This is a genomic window from Flavobacterium tagetis (assembly GCF_016735615.1).
Lineage (GTDB): Bacteria > Bacteroidota > Bacteroidia > Flavobacteriales > Flavobacteriaceae > Flavobacterium > Flavobacterium tagetis.
The window spans coordinates 1-20,483 of sequence record NZ_JAERSF010000005.1 but is presented as its reverse complement, the minus strand read 5'-3'; the positions used below and the strand labels follow the sequence as shown (position 1 = coordinate 20,483).

Genomic DNA, 20,483 nt, shown 5'->3' with positions numbered 1-20,483 from the left:
TTACAAAGATAATGGATTCAAATGGTATTAATTGAAAGAAAACAAGATTTGGATGGTATTTTATATAAATGAAAAAATCCTATTTTCTATCGATTTTGTAGGCTGAATTTTTAAAAATAGTAACTAAATTTGTAATTCACTGATTATAATACTTTCTCTAAAACGTTTTCTGAGAATAATAATCGAAATCGCATTTGGTACGTTTTTTATATATAGAAACGTCGTAATTTTACAAAAACACATTTTATTATGAATTTATCACAAGAAGATTGGGTTGCTCAGTTAGAGGCTGACGAAAATGCAGTTATACTTGATGTAAGAACTGAAGACGAATTTAATGACGGCTACATTGAGAATGCTCTTAATATTGATATCAATAAAGGGCAGGCATTTATCTATGAAATCGAAGAATTAGACAAAAATAAAAACTATTACGTATACTGTCGTTCTGGGGCTAGAAGTGCAAAAGCATGCCAGATTATGAACGAGTTGGGTATAGAAAACGCCTACAATCTGCTTGGAGGAATCCTAGATTGGGAAGGTGAAACAGTACAACCATAAAAGAAGAAGAGGCAATAAAAAAGCCTCTTTTTTCTTTTGAAAATAAATTACCAGACCATTAAACAAACCAAATTATGAGTTTTATACCAGAAGAATATCAGATTAATAGTCTGATAAATCAAGATACCTATCTTGTAAATGGAGAATTGAAACAATGGACAGGGCAAACCACACCTGTGTTTTCTACTATTTCTTCAACAGAAAAGTATTCGCCGACTTTATTAGGATCTATTCCTTTTATGGGAGAAAAAGAAGCAGCAGAAGTTGTCGAATCTGCTACCAATGCATACGATATGGGACAAGGTTTATGGCCGACTATGAAAGTAGTGGATCGTATTAAATGCATGGAAAAATTTGTGAAACAAATGAAAGAAACCCGCGAAGAAGTAGTGAAATACTTGATGTGGGAAATCGGAAAATCATTAGGAGATTCACAAAAAGAATTCGACAGAACAGTAGAATATATTTACGATACTATTGCAAGTTATAAAGAATTAAACGGACGCAGTTCGCACTTCGAAAAAGTGCAAGGAGTAAACGCCATGATCCGTCGTGGGCCTCTTGGAGTTGTATTATGTCTTGGACCATATAATTATCCTTTAAACGAAACTTTCTCATTGCTGATTCCAGCTTTGATTATGGGAAATACTGTAATTTTCAAACCTGCTAAGCATGGAGTGTTATGTATTTCTCCATTATTAGAAGCGTTCAGAAGCAGTTTTCCAAAAGGGGTAATCAATATCGTTTACGGAAGAGGACGTGAAGTAGCTTCTCCGATTATGAAATCTGGAAAAATTGATGTTTTAGCCTTAATCGGAAATAGTAAATCGGCGATTGCTTTACAAGATCAGCATCCAAACAAAAACAGACTGCGTTTGATTTTAGGTTTAGAAGCAAAAAATCCGGCGATTATTCTTCCAGATGCCGATTTAGATTTGGCTATTCAAGAATGTATTACAGGAAGTTTGTCTTTTAACGGACAGCGTTGTACAGCTTTAAAAGTATTATATGTTCACGAATCTATTAGAGAAGAGTTCAATAAACGTTTTGCTGAGAAAGTAGATAGTTTGGTTTTTGGAAATCCGTGGGAAAAAGGAGTTTCTTTGACACCGCTTCCAGAAACAGATAAACCAAAGTATATTCAAGGTTTAATTGATGACGCTGTTCATAAAGGTGCTAAAGTAATCAATGAAAAAGGAGGAAAACATACTGAGAATTATATTTTCCCAGCAGTTCTTTATCCAGTAAACAAAGAAATGCGCGTTTATCACGAAGAACAGTTTGGGCCAGTTGTTCCAGTGCTTTCTTTCAAAGATATCAAAGAACCATTGAAAGATATGGCAGAATCAAACTACGGACAGCAGGTAAGTTTATTTGGTAAAGACATAAAAACATTGGCACCGCTTATTGATGCTTTGGTAAACTTAGTTTGCAGAGTAAACTTAAACAGCTCTTGCCAAAGAGGGCCAGACGCTTTCCCTTTCACAGGAAGAAAAGATTCTGCAGTAGGAACTTTAAGTATTCCAGATGCTTTACGTTCTTTCTCAATCCGTACGTTTGTAGCTTCAAAAGATATCGATTATAATAATGAGATTCTGCAGGAATTGCTTAACAGCAAAGAATCGAATTTTATTAATACAGATTATATTTTGTAGTCATCAAGGTTATATATTAATTGTAGATACCGTCTGTTGCTTTTGGTGACAGACGGTTTTTCTTTTTTTGTGAAAAGTGAAAGTGAAAAATGAAAAGTAGTTTTTATATCCAACATTTTACAATTCATAATTCATAATTCAGATCTCTCCATTAACAATTAATAATTAAATTTGTAACATTGCTTTAAAACAGCAGTCTTATATAGTAAACAATTTAAAGTCCTAAGAATCATTTATGAAAAAGAAGTTTTTGCAATTTGCATTAATAGCATTCGTTCTTTTTGCCCAAGATAATTTTGCCCAAGAGCTTTATATGCCTAGAAACATAAAAAAAGCTTATGAGAATGGAACACGTTCTAAAGACGGAAAACCTGGTGCAAACTACTGGCAGAACCGCGGAAAATATAATATGGAAATTTCAGTTGACCCAAAAACAAGAGTTGTTACCGGAACTGAAACCATCATTTACGAAAACAATAGTAAGGATACGTTAAGAAACTTGGTTATCCGTTTTGTAAATAATCTTCATAAACCATCTTCTCCAAGAGGCGGTGAAGTAAATAACGATTTTTTAAGCGATGGATTAACGATTACTTCATTAAAAATAGAAAATGAAGTGTACAAAGAAGACGCCAGAAATTGGGGAACGGTTGGAAACGTAAAATTGGTAAAACCAATTTCACCTCATTCTAAAACCATTATAAATATCCAATGGAATTATCCTTTGTCTAAAGAAAGTGGTAGAGAAGGGCAGATTGACGAAACAACATTTTTTGTTGCGTACAGTTATCCTCGTGTTTCAGTTTATGACGATTATAATGGCTGGGACAGAATACCACACACAGATCGCCAAGAATTCTATAATGACTTCAATGACTATGTTTTTTCGGTAAAAGCGCCAAAAAATTATGTGGTTTATGCAACAGGAGATTTATTAAATCCTGATGAGGTTTTACAGCCTGAATTTGCATCGCGTTTGAAAAAATCATATACAACAGATGAAATTCTGCATATCGCTAACGAAGAAGAAATGAAAAGCGGAATCGTAACCAAACAATACGATTGGAATGTATGGAAATTTGAGGCCAAAAATATAACAGATGTATGTTTTGGTTTGAGCGATCACTATTTGTGGGATGCCAGTAGTGTTATAGTTGACAAAAAAACAAATCGCCGTGCAAGTGTTCAGGCAGCTTACGATATTAAAGGAACAGATTTTGTAAATTCAGTAAAAAATAATCAATATGCTTTAGATTGGTTTTCTAACAATTGGCCTGGAGTTCCGTATCCGTTTTCTAAAATGACGGCTTTTCAAGGTTTTGCCGATATGGAATATCCAATGATGTGCAACGATTCAGAAATGGGAGATCCGATTTTTGCACAGTTAGTGCAAGATCATGAAGTGGCCCACACTTATTTTCCTTTTTATATGGGAATTAATGAAACGCGTTATGCTTTTATGGATGAAGGCTGGGCAACAACTTTCGAGTATTTAATCGGAATTGCTGAACATGGTAAAGAAGCTGCAGATAAGTTTTATAAAGAGTTTAGAGTAAAAAATTATATTAAAGATCGTGCTGCAGAACAAGATCAGCCTATTATCACAATGTCTACACAGGTTTCTGGTGCAGGTTATGGAAATAATTCTTATGGGAAAGCTTCTCTTTCTTATTTGGCTTTAAAAGATATGTTAGGAGATGACTTATTCGAAAAGGCGCTTCATTTTTACATGGACACTTGGAATGGAAAACACCCAATTCCGTGGGATTATTTTAATTCATTTAATACTGCTACAGGTAAGAATTTAAATTGGTTTTTTAATAATTGGTTCTTTACTAACAATTATTTAGATATTGCTGTAAAAGGGATTTCTGCCGATAAGAAAATTATAACTGTAGAAAATATTGGAGGTTTTGCAATTCCGTTTGATGTTGTGATTACTTATGCTGATAAATCCAAAACTACATTACATCAAACACCTGCAATTTGGGAGAAAAATCAAAAAACAGCTAAAATAATTTTGAAAAGCGCAAAAAAAATCGAAAAAATTGAACTTGAGGGAGGAATTTTTATGGATGCAACTCCAGAAAATAATATATTACATGTTAAATAATTGAATTAACTGTAATAAAATGTTTAAAACCGTCACTTGTTTTTTGCAAAGTGACGGTTTTTATTTAAAATAAATTAAAAATACTCAAAATTACGGAAAACCGTAAAGATATTTGTTAGGAAAATATTACGTTTGCGAAATATTAAAAATATCTCCAAATACCACATGAAGAAAACTTTTGTTCTGATTGTTTTGCTAACTACCCTACAGTTTTTTGGGCAGAACGATCAAAAGACTGCATTTCAGAAAAACAAGTATGAATTGGCTATTTCTTACTATAAAAAAGCCGATTTTGTAAAGGCTATCGATTTATTTTCTTTAGCAGCTAAGATTAAACCTGAAAATGAGATTGGAAAAGATGCTGTTAAAAAGGTAGATACCTTACGAGAGCTTTTGAGAAAGGAAATTTTAAAACAAGTAACAGGAACTTGGAAAAGAATAGGAAACCAGCCAGTTTGGTCTTCTAATAATACAAGTACAAATCAATCTGCTTTTGATGAATTAGTCGAAATTAAGGAAAACGAGATTTTATTTTACGAAGTAGACAAAAAAACTAACGTAAAGAAACTCCTTAAAACAGAAAAATTAGTTTATAATGATAATAACTGTAATGTATCTGTATTCTCAGAGATTATCCTTTCCGACGGGACAATTTGGAACTGCAGTTTGAATGAAAAGTCAAACATACTGCATGTTATAAATGTAGCTGTTAAAACAGAAGAAGGAGTACAGAAGATAAAGAGTGATAATGAAGAGAGTTATTACGTTAAAATCTAAAAAGAATCATAAAAAAGGGAATCAATTTGATTCCCTTTTTTTTATAATTTGATGTTTTATAAAAATTTAAAACCGAGTGATAGATTTGTTACACCAGTTTTAATTTCACTATTAGAAGCATCTATATCACTCAGTCCAGCAAGATATCTAAGATCAAACGTTAGTCTCCAGACATCGACTCCAACGCCTCCAAGGATACTATGATTGTTTCTTTCTAGCGCGATAGAATTAAGATTATTGCTTGAGCTTATGTCTGAATAATTTTTCCAGTTGTAACCAACAAAAAGTCTTACGTTTCCAGCTTTTCCAAGGGGAATAATTTTAAATCCAGCAATTAATGACGCATCTGTTCCCGCCAGTTTAAATTTAGTTTCTCCAATTCCGTCTTGATATACGCTGAAATTAGTTTGCCCATATCCAAATTCACCCTGAGCATAAAAAAGCGCAAGGTTTAATCGAGCAAAAGCACCTGCGCCAATTCCTGTATTTGTATGGTCGGAGCTGAAACTTTTGGCATTGACAGAAGTAATATTAGTTGAAAACTGCGGGCCAATTTGTATTAATTGTGCAAATCCATTAGCACAAATACATAAAAATACTGCTAAAAAGAATTTTCTCATAACGGAATCTATTTGATTTTGGTACTATAAAAATAATGATAATAGATTAAAATTGAATGATTTGTCTGATTTATTTTTATGTAAAGTTTTGATAGCTAGTTGTATCTGTATTTTGGTTTTGTTTTTTATAATCAAATCAAAATGAATTATTTTTGAGAAGATTAATAAATAGTTATGGAAATTAAAACAATAAAAGCATCCGATACTTGGCAGATACGTCATGAAGTAATGTGGCCTGACCAACCGTTTGAATTTGTACAATTAGAAGAAGACGATTCAGGATTTCATTTTGGAGTTTTTGAAGATGATAAATTAGTTTCTATAGCTTCTTGTTTTATTGAAGGAAAAGAAATGCAATTTAGAAAACTGGCTACTTTAGAAGAATATCAAGGAAAAGGAATTGCTTCTTATCTTTTAAATCACATTTTGGAATTCGCAAAAAGTGAAAAAATAGAAAGGGTTTGGTGTAATGCCAGAAGCAATAAAAAGTCTTTTTATGAAAAAATAGGACTTACAGATACTAATAAAACATTTATAAAAGCTGGCCAGAAGTTTACAATAATGGAAGTTAAACTTTAAAATGTATTTTTTTACTTTGGGTAAATAGTTGCATTGTAGTTGTTTATCTTGTGTTTTTTTCATGGAATGATGATTTTCTTCATCTAATCTTCATATAAAAAGTTACCGAAAACGTTTTCATTTTATGTAACTGTTAAAGCTTGTTAAAAAATCTTTTTTTGTTTTAATTCTTTTATTACTTTCGCACCGAAATGAGAAAGTTAATAGTATTTTTAGTATTCATGAATATGCTTCTGTTTGGTGGAGGCCAATATTTGAATGCAAATACTTTTGGTCCTCATAATCACCATCATCTACAAAAACACAGGGTTAAGTTTACTAATCAGGATCGTGGAACTTCAACAATTGAAGAAGCTACAGATATTGATTTAGAAGAAGATCTTGTTGGAGGAGAAGATGTTGATTTACTTGCGAACAAATATTTTACTGCTTCGTATAGTTTGGTAGACGCTTTGTATCTGGCACTTTCAGATCAGTCTGCAGCGAATGATTCTAATCGTTTTAAAATTTCTACGCCTGTTTTTGGGCATTCAAATCCTATCTATATTACTCAACGAGTATTAAGAATTTGATTTTATAGTATACATCGGTTACCTGAGTTTTGATCTCTGAGTATCTTGCTGTTGTATATTTTTCTACTTCTGCTTATATAAAGTTAAGGTCTGGACTAAGGCTGGCTGATGCATTTTAACATCCAAAAGGAATTTTCATTCCAAAAGCATTCAATCGCTTAATTTCCAAACTAAATCATGAAAAAAATCATTGTTTTCACAGGCTTAATGGCCTTGGTGTGCTTAACGAGCTGTACATCTAAAAAAGAAGAAAAAGAAGAAGTTGAAAAATTCACGGTTACTAATCCCGTTAGAATTGACACTTCATTCACTAAAGAATACGTTTCACAAATAAAATCAGTTCGAAATATCGAGCTTCGTGCCCAAGAAAAAGGGTTTTTGCAAAATATATATGTTGACGAGGGGCAGTTTGTAAAAAAAGGACAGCTGTTATTTAAAATTATGCCAAACATGTATCAGGCAGAATTATTAAAAGCTCAGTCAGAACAAAAATCAGTAGAGATTGAATTGCAAAATTCAAAATTGTTAGCGGATAAAAACATCGTTTCTAAAAACGAATTAAGTGTTGCTCAAGCAAAATTACAATCTGCAAAAGCTGAGGTTGCACTGGCAAAACTTCATTTATCATTCACAGAAATCAGAGCTCCGTTTGACGGAACAATCGACCGTATTCCTTTAAAACTAGGAAGTTTAATTGACGAAGGAGAATTATTGACAAGTCTTTCAGACAACAGTCAGATGTTTGCTTATTTCAATGTTTCTGAGCCAGAATACATCAGTTATGAAACGCATATTAAAGACCGTGCGGATAACAAAGTAAATTTAGTTTTGGCTAACGGAGAACTTTTTAAGGATAAAGGAAATGTTGAGGTAATTGAAAGTGAATTCAACAATGAAACCGGAAATATTGCTTTCAGAGCAAGATTCCCTAATTCTGGAAAATTACTTAGAAATGGCGAAACAGGACAAGTTCAAATGAATGTTCCTCTTAAAAATGCTATTGTAATTCCGCAAAAAGCGACTTACGAAATTCAAGATAAAAAATATGTTTTTGTAGTTGGTAAGGACAACAAAGTTAGTTCTAGAGAAATCACCATAACGGGTGAAATCCCTGATTTATACGTGATCAAAAGCGGTATTACAGAGAACGATAGAATCTTACTTGAAGGTGTTCAGAAAGTAAAAGAAAACGACAAGATTAAATTCGATTACGAATCTCCTAAAGAAGTAATCAATCATTTACGCTTAAAAGCAGAATAAATGAAGTATTCAGTTAATCAGTTTTTAGTGTTCAGTCAATTAAGTGCTGAAAAAAAAAATGATTCTAACTGCATATTGATTTCTATTTAATTTAATCATTTAAAAAATATTAAAATGTTTAATAAATTTATTCAAAGACCTGTTCTGTCGATAGTAATATCGTTGATTATTGTCTTTTTAGGGGTGTTGTCGGTTTTAAATTTACCAATTACACAATTCCCTACAATTTCGCCTCCAATGGTGAATGTTACCGCAGATTATCCGGGATCTAACGGTGAATTGATGGTTAAGGCAGTTGTTATTCCTTTAGAAAGAGCCTTAAATGGGGTTCCTGGGATGAAATATATGGCTTCTGATGCCGGAAACGATGGTGAAGCTACAATTAAAGTAGTATTTAACTTAGGTACAGATCCTAACCAAGCTGCAATTAACGTTCAGAACCGTGTGGCTTCGGTTACTAATAAGCTTCCTCCTTTGGTAATTCGTGAAGGTATTAAAATTACACGAGAAGTGCCGAGTATGTTGATGTACGTAAACCTTTATAGTACAGACAAAAATACAGACATGAAGTTCTTGTATAACTATGCCGATATCAACGTACTTTCTGAATTGAAAAGGGTAAACGGTATTGGTTCTGGAGATATATTAGGAACACGTGAATATGCAATGCGTATTTGGTTGAAACCAGATCGTATGTTGGCTTATAAAATTTCTGCTGATGAAATAATGGAAGCATTATCTAGTCAGAGTTTAGAGGCTTCTCCAGGTAAAACGGGAGAAAGTTCTGGTAAACGTTCTCAAGCATTTGAATATGTATTGAAATATTCTGGACGTTTTACAACAAAAGAACAGTATGAGAATATTGTAGTAAAAGCAAATCCGAACGGAGAACTTTTGAGATTGAAAGATGTTGCCAAAGTAGAATTTGGAAGCTCGATGTATGATATCTATTCTAATTTGAATGGTAGACCATCTGCTGCGATTGTATTGAAACAATCTTTTGGAAGTAATGCGAATCAGGTTATTGAAGAGGTTAAAGCTAAATTGGAAAAAATAAAGCAAAGATTTCCAAAAGGAATGGATTATGAAATTTCGTATGACGTTTCTAAATTCCTCGACGCTTCTATCGAAAAAGTAATCCACACGCTTGTTGAAGCATTTATTCTGGTAGGTTTAGTAGTATTCCTTTTCTTAGGAGACTGGCGATCTACGGTTATTCCGGCAATTGCGGTACCTGTATCGCTGGTAGGAACTTTTGTGTTCATGACATTCTTTGATATTTCATTGAACTTAATTACATTATTTGCTTTAGTATTGGCAATTGGAGTCGTCGTCGATGACGCGATTGTGGTTATCGAGGCCGTTCACGCCAAGATGGAAGAGGAGCATCTCTCCCCATTTAAAGCAACTAAACAAGCTATGCATGAAATTGCGGGGGCAATTATCGCTATTACATTCTTAATGGCGGCGGTATTTATTCCGGTTGCGTTTATGTCTGGTCCCGTTGGAGTATTTTACAGACAGTTCTCTGTAACTATGGCAACGGCGATTATTCTTTCTGGTATTGTGGCTTTGACCTTGACACCAGCACTTTGTGCGATGATGTTAAAAAATAATCACGGACAGCCTAAAAAGCCAACGCCTGCTAATAGATTTATTGATGCTTTTAACGAAAAATTCAATTTAGCTCAAGGGAAATACCAAAATCTGCTAGGTAAAATTGTTGATAGAAGAGTGGTTACCATTGTAGCGCTTGTAGGTTTCTGTATCGGAACATTTTTAATAAGCAGTTCGGTTCCTTCAGGATTTATTCCGAATGAGGATCAGGGAATGTTTTATGCTGTTATTCAGACACCTCCAGGTTCATCTTTAGAAAGAACAAATAATATTGCAGAAAGAGTTCAGAAAATTGCTGAAGAGATTGACGGAGTAAAATCGGTTTCTTCATTGGCAGGTTATGAGATTCTTTCAGAAGGTACGGGAGCCAACTCAGGAACTTGTTTGGTGAACTTGAAAGACTGGAGCGACAGAAAAGAATCTGTTTTGGAGATCATGCACGAAATGGAGGAAAAATGTAAAGATATTGCAGGTGCTAATATCGAGTTCTTCCAACCGCCAGCTGTACCAGGATATGGAGCTGCAGGAGGATTTGAGCTTCGTTTGTTAGATAAAACTGGTTCTGTTGATTATAAGAGAATGGAACAGGTTAATAATGATTTTGTTGCTGAATTAAACAAACAGCCAGAATTATCAAACGTATTTAGTTTTTATAGCTCTAGTTTCCCTCAATACATGATGAAAGTAGACAATGACTTGGCACAGCAAAAAGGGGTTTCTATCGAAAATGCGATGAATACGTTGTCAACTCTTGTGGGAAGTAACTACGAAATCAGTTTCATCAAATTTGGTATTAACTACAAAGTAATCGTTCAGGCTTCACCAGAATATCGCGCACAGCCAGATGATATCTTGAAATTGTATGTGAAAAACGATCGAGATGAAATGGTGCCATATTCTGCTTTTATGAAATTAGAAAAAGTGTATGGACTTTCAGAAATTACACGTCACAACATGTATACCTCAACACAGATCAGTGGTTCTCCAGCTGCGGGTTATAGTTCTGGTACAGCAATTAAAGTGATTCAGAGAATTGCCGCTGAAAAACTGCCAAGAGGATATGACATTGACTGGGCGGGTATTTCTGCCGATGAGGTTGCCCAAGGAAATCAAGCAATTTGGGTATTCTTAATCTGTTTAGGATTCGTTTACTTAGTATTAGCTGCACAATATGAAAGTTTCATTCTGCCGTTATCAGTAATTCTTTCGTTACCAGCGGGTATTTTTGGAGCTTTCCTTTTATTGAAATTAACAGGATTAGAAAACAATATTTACGCTCAGGTTGCCATGGTAATGCTTATTGGATTATTAGGTAAAAATGCCGTTCTGATTGTAGAGTTTGCTATTCAGAGACATGCTGCAGGATTATCCGTTTTACAATCTGCGATGGAAGGAGCAAAAGCAAGGTTCCGTCCAATTTTGATGACTTCATTTGCTTTTATTGCAGGTTTATTACCGCTTGCTTTTGCAACTGGTCCAGGTAAAATTGGTAACCGAACAATTGGTACTGCAGCCGCTGGAGGTATGCTTATTGGAACCATTTGCGGTGTATTTGTAATTCCAGGCTTGTATTTCATTTTTGCCAAAATTGCAGAAAAATACAAATTGGTAAAACATGAAGAAGAGAATCCATTAACAGAAGAAATTGATAACAATCATGTATAAAGTTAAATCATATCAATATAGTATTGCATTGGCTGTATGTCTAGCAGTTGCAGGGTGTAAAACCCCTGCACCTGAGGCAGCAGTTACTACAAGTACACCTGTTCCTGAATCGTTTGGTGCAACAGCACAGACTCAGGATGCAAACAATAATACAGCAGCATTAAACTGGAAAGATTATTTTAAAGATCAGAATCTAGTAGATTTAATCGATGCTGCATTAAAAAACAATCAGGAACTGAATATCACTTTGCAGGAAATTGAAATTGCAAAAAATGATATTCGCGTAAAAAAAGGACTTTTATTGCCAACAGCAGGTATACGTGCCGGAGCTGGTGTAGAGAAAGTGGGTAGATATACCAGTCAAGGTGCGGGTGATGCTACAACGGAGATTAAACCGGGTGTTGAAACTCCAGATCCGTTAGGAGATTTTACCATTGCTGCGTATGCAAACTGGGAAGTGGATATCTGGAAAAAATTGCGTAATTCTAAAAAAGCAGCATTAAACAGATATTTGGCTACGGTAGAAGGGAAAAACTTTGTCATTACCAATCTGATCGCAGAAGTCGCTGATTCTTATTATGAATTATTGGCATTAGACAATCAATTGGATATTGTAAAACAAACTATCAAATTGCAGACTAACGCTTTAGAAATTGTAAAAGTTCAAAAACAAGCGGCAAGAGCAACAGAATTGGGAGTTAAGAAATTTGAAGCAGAGGTTTTAACTTCACAAAGTTTAGAGTTCGATATTTTACAAAAAATAAAAGAAAACGAAAATAAAATCAACTTTTTGCTAGGGAGATATCCTCAAGAAATTAAAAGAACAAGCAGCACTAACTTCTTAAGCTTATTGCCAGCACAAGTAAGTTCTGGAATTCCATCTCAATTGTTACAGAATCGTCCAGATGTAAAACAAGCAGAATTGGAATTGGTTGCAGCAAAATTAGATGTAAAAGTGGCTCGTGCAGAGTTTTATCCTTCTTTAGATATCACAGCTGCAATTGGAGTGCAGGCTTTCAAACCTTCTTATTTGTTCACCATGCCAGAATCGCTTTTATATTCGTTGGTAGGAGACCTTGTAGCGCCTTTGATTAACAGAAATGCAATTAAAGCGGAGTTTGCAAGTGCGAATGCAAGACAGCTTCAGGCATTGTATAACTACGATCGTACGGTTTTAAATGCTTATTTAGAAGTTTCAAATCAAATGTCTAAGATCGAGAATCTTCAAAAAGGATACGATCTTAAATCGAAACAAGTAGATGCTTTAAATACTTCTATTGATGTTTCAAACGATTTGTTTAAATCGGCTAGAGTAGATTATTTCGAAGTTTTAATGACGCAGAGAGACGCATTAGAAGCAAAACTAGAATTAATCGATACTAAAAAAGAACAATTAAATGCTGCAGTTCATGTTTATAGAGACTTGGGCGGCGGATGGAAATAATATTGCCAATTAATTTGTAGAGAAAAAGCCTTTTGGAAGTAAAATTCTGAAAGGCTTTTTCGGTTATTAATAAAGTAATTTTATTTGGCTTCGCGATTACTGCTAAAAGAATCTCTAAACATTTTCCAGCCTTTAGGAGTTTTTTTCCAAAGAACAAGAAATTTGCCATCATCCATAAGTTCGCCTTTGGCATTTAAAGACTGCCACAAACCTTCTTCGGTGACATATTCTACGCCATCGCCATATACCGCTGTAGTAATAAATTTGCCGCCTCTTAAGTCGTATTCATCATAGGCTTTTCTAAAAAATTTAGCAGCACCTTCTTTTCCATAAATTTGAGGCGCATTTGGAAGTAATATTGAAGCATCATCGGCGTAACGTTCTATAAAAATTGACGGGTCATTGTTTTTAAATGAATCAAAATAAATAGCATTACTTTCCTGAATTGCTTTTTTTGCTTCGTCTAAATTGGCTGTTTCTTTTTTTGATGCCGAATTACAGCTGTTTAATAATATGGTAAATACAATTAGTTTTAAGATCGTACCAAGAGCATAATTTTTCATAATTGAAATTTTTAGTTTTTAATTAAAAGAATAGATTGATATTATTTTAATTAAAGGTATTGCGACTAAAAACTTTTAAATTGTACAAATCGGAACTGATTTTATTTTTTGAGATTCTAAGATTCTGAGGCTCTAAGTTGCTAAGAAGTAGTGCTAAATATTGATTTAAATAATCAAATTATTTATTGGAGAAAGATTTTCTAAATAAGAAGTAGGAGTAGTTCCTGTAAAAGCTTTAAAATCTCTTATAAAATGTGATTGATCAAAGTAGCCAGAATCGTAAGCAACAGAAGTTAATGGCGAATCGTTATTGGAAATAAGTTTTAAACTGCGCTGAAAACGCACAATTTTGTTAAAGGATTTTGGGGCAAGTCCTGTATGCTGAAAAACCAGTTTATGAAGATAACGAGGAGTCATTCCGTATTTGGCTGCAATAGTGTTGATGTCGTTTCCTGATGGATTTTGGACTAAACTAGAGAGAATATGAGCCACTTTTTGAATTTTTTGCGACTTATTATCATTTGTTATCAGTTTCTTGATTAAAAATGATTCGATAAGTTCAATTCGCTTTTGTATTTCTGGAGTTTCCAAAAGATGTAAATGGAGTGTTGTTATGGGTTTGCCAATTACATCTTCTAAATTTAAAATCTGATCATTAAAGATTCCGATTTCGTCATTAAAAAAATAAGCTGCAGAATGAGTATAAAACCGAATTCCAAGCATAGTGTGTCTGCCTTTTGATTTTATGGCAAGCGGTTTTGTTATTTGTCCCCACAATTCAATTTTTGGAGTTTTATGAAATTTTTCATCAATCAATGATTCCCAAATACCATCGCCAAGGTTAAAAATCATTTCCATTTCGCCACTCGGAAAAACAGTATCTTGAAATTCTATATCAGAATCTGATTCAAAAATATAATAATGTTTTATATAAGGTTTAAGAATTTCTGATGGTAGAAAATATTGGAATTCCATTGCACTAGATTAATGTTAAATCATTGTCTAGGTCAAAGTTATGAAATTAAAGAATAGTCAAACCAGTATTTTTATACGGTTTTAAAATTTCATCTTCGGGAGAAACATTGGTCACCAAAACATCAATATCTTTTATTGGGCACACAAAATAAGATTCGGCAGTTTCAACTTTTTCAATAGAACTTAGGGCAATGACAAAGTTGGAATTTTTGATCATATTTTTTTTCAGCACAGAATCGTCGTATAAGATTCCCGTAATACCGCGTTCATGATGAATGCTACAGATTCCTAAAATGAAGATGTCTGCTCTGAAATTCCTAAAGAAATCAATAGTTTCAATACTCGAAGTTGCAAAAGAAGTTTTGCACATTTTACCGCCTGCAAAAATTAGATCAATATTTGGTAAATCTTCAACTAATGAAGCAATGGGAAAACTATTGGTAATAACCGTCAATTTTAAATCATAAGGAAAGCTGGCCACCAAAGCCAATGAAGTGGTTCCGCCATCAATAAAAACAACTTGTCCATCTTTCAAATAAGAAATTGCTTTCTGAGCAATAATCTTTTTGTTTTCGATATCGTGTTTTTCTCTTTTTCTATAGTGAAGCGGAATAGGAGAAGGAGCCACCGCACCACCGCGAACCGCTTTCAAAAGTCCTTGATCTGAAAGTTCTTTTAAATCGCGTCGGATCGTATCTTCTGAAACGCTCAGATATTCGCTTAATTCTACAGAGCTAACACGGTGTTCTTTAGATAGATATTCTAAAATTGCTTTTTGACGTTCTTCCTTTTTCATTTTACTTGCGGTTTTATATTGCAAAAATAAGTTAAAAATTGCAATATTTTGCAATTTTTGCATAATTTTACTGCAAAATAAAATTATCATGAGAAAGAAAACAATTGCAGTCGATATGGATGGGGTACTAGCCGATATAGAATCCCAATTGATTGAAGAATACAATAAAGAATACGGAATGAACCTTTCGAAAGAGGGAATTCAGGGATTAAGCGAAGAAGAAGCTTTTAAAGAAAGAGCGCTTTTGCACGGAATTTTAAATAAAGGAAATTTTTTTAGAAACCTACCTGTAATGCCAGATGCAGTTGAAAGTCTACAGGAACTCCAAAAGAATTTTGAAATATTTATTGTTTCAGCAGCAACAGAATTTCCAATTTCCCTTGCCGAAAAAGTAGAATGGCTTGCAGAACATTTTCCTTTTATAAAATGGGAAAATATAGTTTTATGCGGTAGCAAAAGAATTATCAATACAGATTACTTGATAGACGACCATTGTAAAAATCTAGATTACTGTATGGGCAAGCCTATTATGTTTACTGCCTTTCATAATATAAACAAAACACACCATTTAAGAGTAAACAACTGGAAAGAAGCGGTGGCTGTTTTAAACGAAACATTATAAGCTAGTAAAGGTTATAATACTATCGTTTTTGAAGAGAAAAGCCTTTCAGATAAATACTGAAAGGTTTTTTTAATACGCGAATTTTTCTTTTACCTTAATCTGGGTTTGTTCTGGCATCGATATTTTTACTTTAAATCCTTTGTCAGGTTCTGTTTCAATATCAAATGTACCGTTAACAGCTAGAACACGATTTGACATGTTTTGAAGACCATTTTTCACAACCATACTTTTTTCGCAACCTTTACCATTATCCCTATAATTTATTGAAATTGATTTTTGGTCACTTTCAAATCGTATTACAACAATACTTGCTCCGCTGTGTTTTTTCATGTTTACCATTAGTTCCTGTAAAATTCGGCTGATGGTGATTTTTTTAATATCATCAATATTTTCCCAATTTATGTTTTCTAAATTGGTAATCATGATATTTCTCTCTCGCGTATTATAGGCAGAAAGCATTTCTTTTATGCTGTGGGTAAAATTTGCACCAGTATCGATGCTATTGTTTTCTCTTGAAATTCCCCGTACGCGACTATATATATCATCCAGTTTTTGCAACAGATTTTCTTTGGTGCTTTCTACAGATAGTGGCTGGGATTCAGCAAAAGCAATAACTTGAAAAACGTCGTTTGCCAGCTCATCATGGATTTTTTTTGCAATTCGAGTTTCGGTGTTGTATGAAGTTTTAAATTCGATGGCTTTGTTTTTATTCTTGTAATAACGTATTAAAATGAATATTAAAATGACTAAAAAAGCAAAAACAATTACCGATACGATTTTTAGATATTTGGCTCTTTGAAGCGACAATTGATTCTCTGCCTTTTCTAAACGAAGTTTTTCGTTTTCGTCTTTTTCCTTTTTGGCGTCGTACTTAATTTTAGCGGACTTATTTTTAAAATTATTTCGAACTTTAATAATGCTGTCGTTTAGAGTAAAGTACTTTTGGGTGTATTTTGCGGTATTAGAACTGTTATCATTTGAGATTAATATTTGCAGGGCTTCTAATCTTTCATCGACACTATTAAGTTTTGTTGAAATAGTATACGCTGCAAGAGCGTTTTCATCTGATTTTTTTATGTCCTTTTTAGAGTAATAATCGGCAAGGTGTAGATAGCTTTCAATACTTCCGTAGGTATCTTTAGTGTCAATTTTGATTTGGAGTGCTTCGTTCATTAAATGAAATCCTTTATCTTCTGCTCCCTTTTTAAAATAAGCGTAACCTAAATTGTCTTTTATTGTAGCTTTAAATTGATTATTGGAAGCATCGTTTGAAAAATTCATTTTTAAAATAGATTCTAGAAGAGCAATTGCTTTATCATACTTTTTTTGCTGAATATAAACAGCTGCAATATTTTGTACTGGATATTGTTTATAAAGAGAATCTGTATATTGATCTGCTGCTTTTTTATAGTAATAAATGGCATCATCATAAAGAGAAAGTTCTTTGTCTGCTATGCCTAAGATAATATTTATAGAGGCTAAATGATCTTTATCCTTAGCATAAATGAGTCCTTCTGTTACAGTTTCTTTACTTCCGTAATAGTCACCATTAACCTGTTGGATAGACGCCATTTCAATAAGTATATAGGGAATCTTGGAACTATCTTTTAAGGTTTCAAAAAGAGCCTTTGATTTGTTAAATTCATAAAAAGCGGTGTTAAAGTTTTCTTTTTTATAATTTTTAGCTGCTCTGTCTCGTAGACTAAGTGCTTCTTTTCGAATCAATTCAGTTTTAGAAGAAGTAGGACCTTCTTTCTTGCAGGAAAAAAGTGAGAGAAGTAGAATAAAATAAAAAAACGGGGACCGTAACATATAAATTTACTTTCCCCGAAAATAGTAATTAATTTGATACTAAAATTATATTTTTAGTTTATGGTTTTGTTGGTGGTTTTGAATCACCAGGACCATCTGGATTAGCATCTCCAGCGTATGAAGGCTGGGTAGTTTTTTCAGTTTTCTTAACTGGTTGTGTCTCATACTCATCTGGAGTGCAAGAAAATATCGTGAACAATAGCGCAAAAGCGATAAATAGTATTAGTTTTTTCATTTTGTTTATTTTTAAGAAATTAGACATAGGTATTGCTGTCCGGAATGATCCAGAGGCTTTGGGACAATACCAACATTGGTTTTGGGAAGTGAAGTGTGTAGAACAGTAAGACGTTATTTATACTTCCCGAATAAACTCGGTCTTACAGTTTTTTTACACTCTTAATTAGAACTGGTTTTCATTATTGTTTTAGTCTGCAGACAAAACCTGAACTAATTTCTTGATGCAAAGTAAAGGAGCTTCTAGGCCTTAACTGGTAAGGGATTCCCGGAATTCCTGCGTTTTCCTGAGATTCCCAGAAATTCCCAGAAAAAAGCTTAAAAGTCTAGTTTGAATTATTTAATTTTAAACAAATCTCTTATTATAATAGATGTAAATTGTTTGTAAAAAGTTGGTTGGGGACTATTAAAAAAAAATATAGAAATAGTATAGATTTGGAACAGAAATTGAATTGCTTGTAATGATAAAATTTAGAGGTTGAAAATAAAGGCATATAAAAAAGTTTTGGTTAAAAATGGAAATAAAAGGAGTCAAAAGAATTTTCTAAAAAAGCAAGATGAACAATACATTAGAAGAATATAAAAAGGCAATTAAAATTAAATATGAGATCGAAAAAGAGGGAGAGTACTTTGACTTTCTGTATCACCCTTCCCGCGGAAAACTCCGCGATTTATGTTGGCTTATCTTTGAAGACAACCCGACTCAAGATGATTTAAAAGTTTTTAGAAATTTACTTTGCGTAGATTTTGACTATACTCAGAAGAATAGGTTCAAGAATCAGAAAGATAAGTTTAGGCCTATTGAAACTTTCTTTAAAGGTGAAACAGACCCAACAAATATTGATGCCATAAATCTAGCCGCAGTGATAGTCGATTTTCAGCCACGTCCTTTTAAAAAGTTCAATGAAAAATGTAGAATTGAAGAAGCAAAACAAATTAAAAACAACGTTAAGAACATAACTGCCGAAATTGATAATACTAGCATAGAAAAAACTGTTTTGTTGAAAAATGAAAATGAAGGGTTGAAAGAAGTTCCCAAAAAGAGAAATCTTATGCTGAATTTTAAAGATCTATTTTCTAAAAAAATGGTTCAGAAAATATACCCTCGCAAAATAATTACGATTGGAGTTGGAGCAATTGCTCTGGTGTCTTCGGCATGTTTATATTTGGTGCAGAAAAAAGATTAGAAGGAATAATTTCAAAATGAAATTCGGTTGTGTTTTGAAGCATAAAATGCCTGAAGTGATAAAAAGAATGATTTTTTGAAGTGTAATTTTGGTATTTAAAGAGTTTGTTTTTTGGCATATATTCACTGATGTTTACACTATAAAGATAAGAAAAAATAAGTGTTAAACCTAATAAAATCAGCATAATTATGCTTTTTTTTAGTAAAAAAAAATGTTTTTTTTTAATTCTCCGACCCATCAATTCACTAAATTTTACTATTTGCCAAACGACCTTCTTGTGGCTGAATTGAAATAAAATTATCTATATTTATAAAAATTAAAAAAAAGCTCGAATCTATTAATGCCTATTGCAAAAAACATTATTTATGAAAAAACTTTTATTGCTCTTAATTGTTTTATGCGTTGTCGGTTGTAAAAAGTATGTTGTTTCGATCGAACAGCCAACAAACATGAAACTGAATGACTTAAAACTAGAAGTGTATTTGGATAAAGAAAAAGTTCAGGAAATTAATTTAAAGGCAACAGAAGTATTGCCTACGTATCAAACGATAGGGTTGCCAGTATCAGATGATGGATTACACCTGCTTCAGGTTAAAGCAAAAGATGAAATCTTTACTTTTGAAGTAAAGTACCCCGAGGAAAAATATATTATGATGACAGCACATATAAATAATAATGGCAAACTTCATGTCGGAATCTTGAAACAAAATTATAAGTTTAGATTTCGCTCATAAATTAGTCTAGCTAATTTTGTAAAAGATAATGCCCGACAGATATTAATATCCGTCGGGCATTATCTTTTTAATTTGGATTTAGATAGATATCATGTTTGATATAGAATGTACGCTAGAGAAGATTTAGAAATTCGATTTATATTGACATATATAATATGTATCTCGTGTGAAAGGTTTCTAATTGGTTGGGTTTTGTTATTACATAATAATATATAAGTACATTTAGTATATATAGATATACTTATATATGTATGGTTGATGTGTAATTGAAAATGTGAAGCTGATCGGAATTAAGCGGATCCAGTTTTGGGATCTGGAATTCCAGCATTGCAGTTTTAATATTAATAAGGAGCTTAATCCCGCTATGCGCTCCAATCTTTTAGGGCCGAACCCCGGCCCCAAAAGGATTTCCGCTCCTATCGGGGCTATGGCCTCGGTTTTCGGAAGAAATTTTTCACAGAGAGGCCTCTTAAAAAGAATGGAAAATCGGCAGAAAGAAGAGGGAAGAGCTGAAAATTCCCTAAAAACGGAAAGCTCAAGCCTTAGGAAAATATCAAAAATGCGGACATGCAAGGAAAAACCTTACGCAAGACTGAAAAATCTTAAAATGTAAAGCATCCGTTATCAGTGCGTTAAGAAATAACTTGAAAAAAGATTTAAAAAAGCGGATAAAAAGTATTGCAGAAGCGGAAAAAGG

Annotated in this window: 18 protein-coding genes; 12 read left to right on the top strand and 6 right to left on the bottom strand. The window is 33.2% G+C overall.

The window, feature by feature from the left end:
• Positions 1–249 precede the first annotated feature (249 nt).
• From JI750_RS19990 to JI750_RS19975, 4 genes are all read left to right on the top strand, one after another.
• Positions 250–561, top strand: a complete 312-nt coding sequence (locus tag JI750_RS19990) for a rhodanese-like domain-containing protein (RefSeq protein ID WP_095929060.1) — start codon at positions 250–252, stop codon at positions 559–561.
• 74 nt (positions 562–635) lie between these two features.
• Positions 636–2,216 carry an NADP-dependent glyceraldehyde-3-phosphate dehydrogenase gene (locus tag JI750_RS19985; RefSeq protein ID WP_202006199.1) on the top strand — a complete coding sequence of 527 codons (1,581 nt, stop codon included), beginning with the start codon at positions 636–638 and terminating at the stop codon, positions 2,214–2,216.
• Positions 2,217–2,451: 235 nt separating this feature from the next.
• Positions 2,452–4,329 (top strand): M1 family metallopeptidase, encoded by a 1,878-nt coding sequence (locus JI750_RS19980; RefSeq protein ID WP_202006198.1) that lies wholly within the window; start codon positions 2,452–2,454, stop codon positions 4,327–4,329.
• 165 nt (positions 4,330–4,494) lie between these two features.
• Positions 4,495–5,106, top strand: coding sequence for a tetratricopeptide repeat protein (locus JI750_RS19975; RefSeq protein ID WP_202006197.1), 612 nt, complete (start codon positions 4,495–4,497; stop codon positions 5,104–5,106).
• Positions 5,107–5,162: 56 nt separating this feature from the next.
• Here the strand turns inward: JI750_RS19975 and JI750_RS19970 are convergent, their stop codons facing one another.
• Positions 5,163–5,726 carry an outer membrane beta-barrel protein gene (locus JI750_RS19970; protein WP_202006196.1) on the bottom strand — a complete coding sequence of 188 codons (564 nt, stop codon included), beginning with the start codon at positions 5,724–5,726 and terminating at the stop codon, positions 5,163–5,165.
• A 174-nt stretch (positions 5,727–5,900) separates the two neighbouring features.
• On the opposite strand from JI750_RS19970, the gene JI750_RS19965 reads away from it, so the two are divergent.
• The 5 genes from JI750_RS19965 to JI750_RS19945 all read left to right on the top strand — a co-directional run bounded on the left by JI750_RS19965 (position 5,901) and on the right by JI750_RS19945 (position 12,863).
• On the top strand, positions 5,901–6,305 hold the full coding sequence (locus JI750_RS19965; protein WP_202006195.1) for a GNAT family N-acetyltransferase: 405 nt from the start codon (positions 5,901–5,903) through the stop codon (positions 6,303–6,305).
• Between the two features lie 191 nt (positions 6,306–6,496).
• Complete coding sequence (locus tag JI750_RS19960; protein WP_202006194.1) at positions 6,497–6,877, top strand: hypothetical protein; 381 nt, start codon at positions 6,497–6,499, stop codon at positions 6,875–6,877.
• 177 nt (positions 6,878–7,054) lie between these two features.
• Positions 7,055–8,137, top strand: a complete 1,083-nt coding sequence (locus JI750_RS19955; RefSeq protein ID WP_202006193.1) for an efflux RND transporter periplasmic adaptor subunit — start codon at positions 7,055–7,057, stop codon at positions 8,135–8,137.
• 114 nt (positions 8,138–8,251) lie between these two features.
• On the top strand, positions 8,252–11,419 hold the full coding sequence (locus tag JI750_RS19950; protein ID WP_202006192.1) for an efflux RND transporter permease subunit: 3,168 nt from the start codon (positions 8,252–8,254) through the stop codon (positions 11,417–11,419).
• Entirely contained in the window at positions 11,412–12,863 is a 1,452-nt protein-coding gene (locus tag JI750_RS19945) for a TolC family protein (RefSeq protein WP_202006191.1), read from the top strand. Before JI750_RS19950 ends, JI750_RS19945 begins: the two co-directional genes overlap by 8 nt.
• Before the next feature lie 80 nt (positions 12,864–12,943).
• Here the strand turns inward: JI750_RS19945 and JI750_RS19940 are convergent, their stop codons facing one another.
• The 3 genes from JI750_RS19940 to JI750_RS19930 all read right to left on the bottom strand — a co-directional run bounded on the left by JI750_RS19940 (position 12,944) and on the right by JI750_RS19930 (position 15,197).
• Positions 12,944–13,426 (bottom strand): YybH family protein, encoded by a 483-nt coding sequence (locus JI750_RS19940; RefSeq protein WP_202006190.1) that lies wholly within the window; start codon positions 13,424–13,426, stop codon positions 12,944–12,946.
• 165 nt (positions 13,427–13,591) lie between these two features.
• Positions 13,592–14,401: a helix-turn-helix transcriptional regulator gene (locus JI750_RS19935; RefSeq protein ID WP_202006189.1), complete on the bottom strand. Its 810-nt coding sequence runs from the start codon at positions 14,399–14,401 to the stop codon at positions 13,592–13,594.
• A gap of 46 nt (positions 14,402–14,447) precedes the next feature.
• Positions 14,448–15,197: a DeoR/GlpR family DNA-binding transcription regulator gene (locus JI750_RS19930; RefSeq protein WP_236673114.1), complete on the bottom strand. Its 750-nt coding sequence runs from the start codon at positions 15,195–15,197 to the stop codon at positions 14,448–14,450.
• 88 nt (positions 15,198–15,285) lie between these two features.
• On the opposite strand from JI750_RS19930, the gene JI750_RS19925 reads away from it, so the two are divergent.
• Entirely contained in the window at positions 15,286–15,819 is a 534-nt protein-coding gene (locus tag JI750_RS19925; RefSeq protein ID WP_202006187.1) for a 5' nucleotidase, NT5C type, read from the top strand.
• A gap of 69 nt (positions 15,820–15,888) precedes the next feature.
• On the opposite strand, the gene JI750_RS19920 is transcribed toward JI750_RS19925, so the two are convergent.
• Positions 15,889–17,391 (bottom strand): tetratricopeptide repeat-containing sensor histidine kinase, encoded by a 1,503-nt coding sequence (locus JI750_RS19920; RefSeq protein ID WP_369410040.1) that lies wholly within the window; start codon positions 17,389–17,391, stop codon positions 15,889–15,891.
• A gap of 298 nt (positions 17,392–17,689) precedes the next feature.
• The gene (locus JI750_RS19915; RefSeq protein WP_202006185.1) at positions 17,690–17,866 is read right to left on the bottom strand and encodes a hypothetical protein; all 177 of its coding nucleotides are present in this window, start codon (positions 17,864–17,866) and stop codon (positions 17,690–17,692) included.
• Between the two features lie 556 nt (positions 17,867–18,422).
• Here JI750_RS19915 and JI750_RS19910 point away from each other — a divergent pair.
• Positions 18,423–19,052, top strand: coding sequence for a hypothetical protein (locus JI750_RS19910; RefSeq protein WP_202006184.1), 630 nt, complete (start codon positions 18,423–18,425; stop codon positions 19,050–19,052).
• A 365-nt stretch (positions 19,053–19,417) separates the two neighbouring features.
• On the top strand, positions 19,418–19,786 hold the full coding sequence (locus JI750_RS19905; protein ID WP_202006183.1) for a hypothetical protein: 369 nt from the start codon (positions 19,418–19,420) through the stop codon (positions 19,784–19,786).
• The last annotated feature ends 697 nt before the right edge of the window (positions 19,787–20,483 follow it).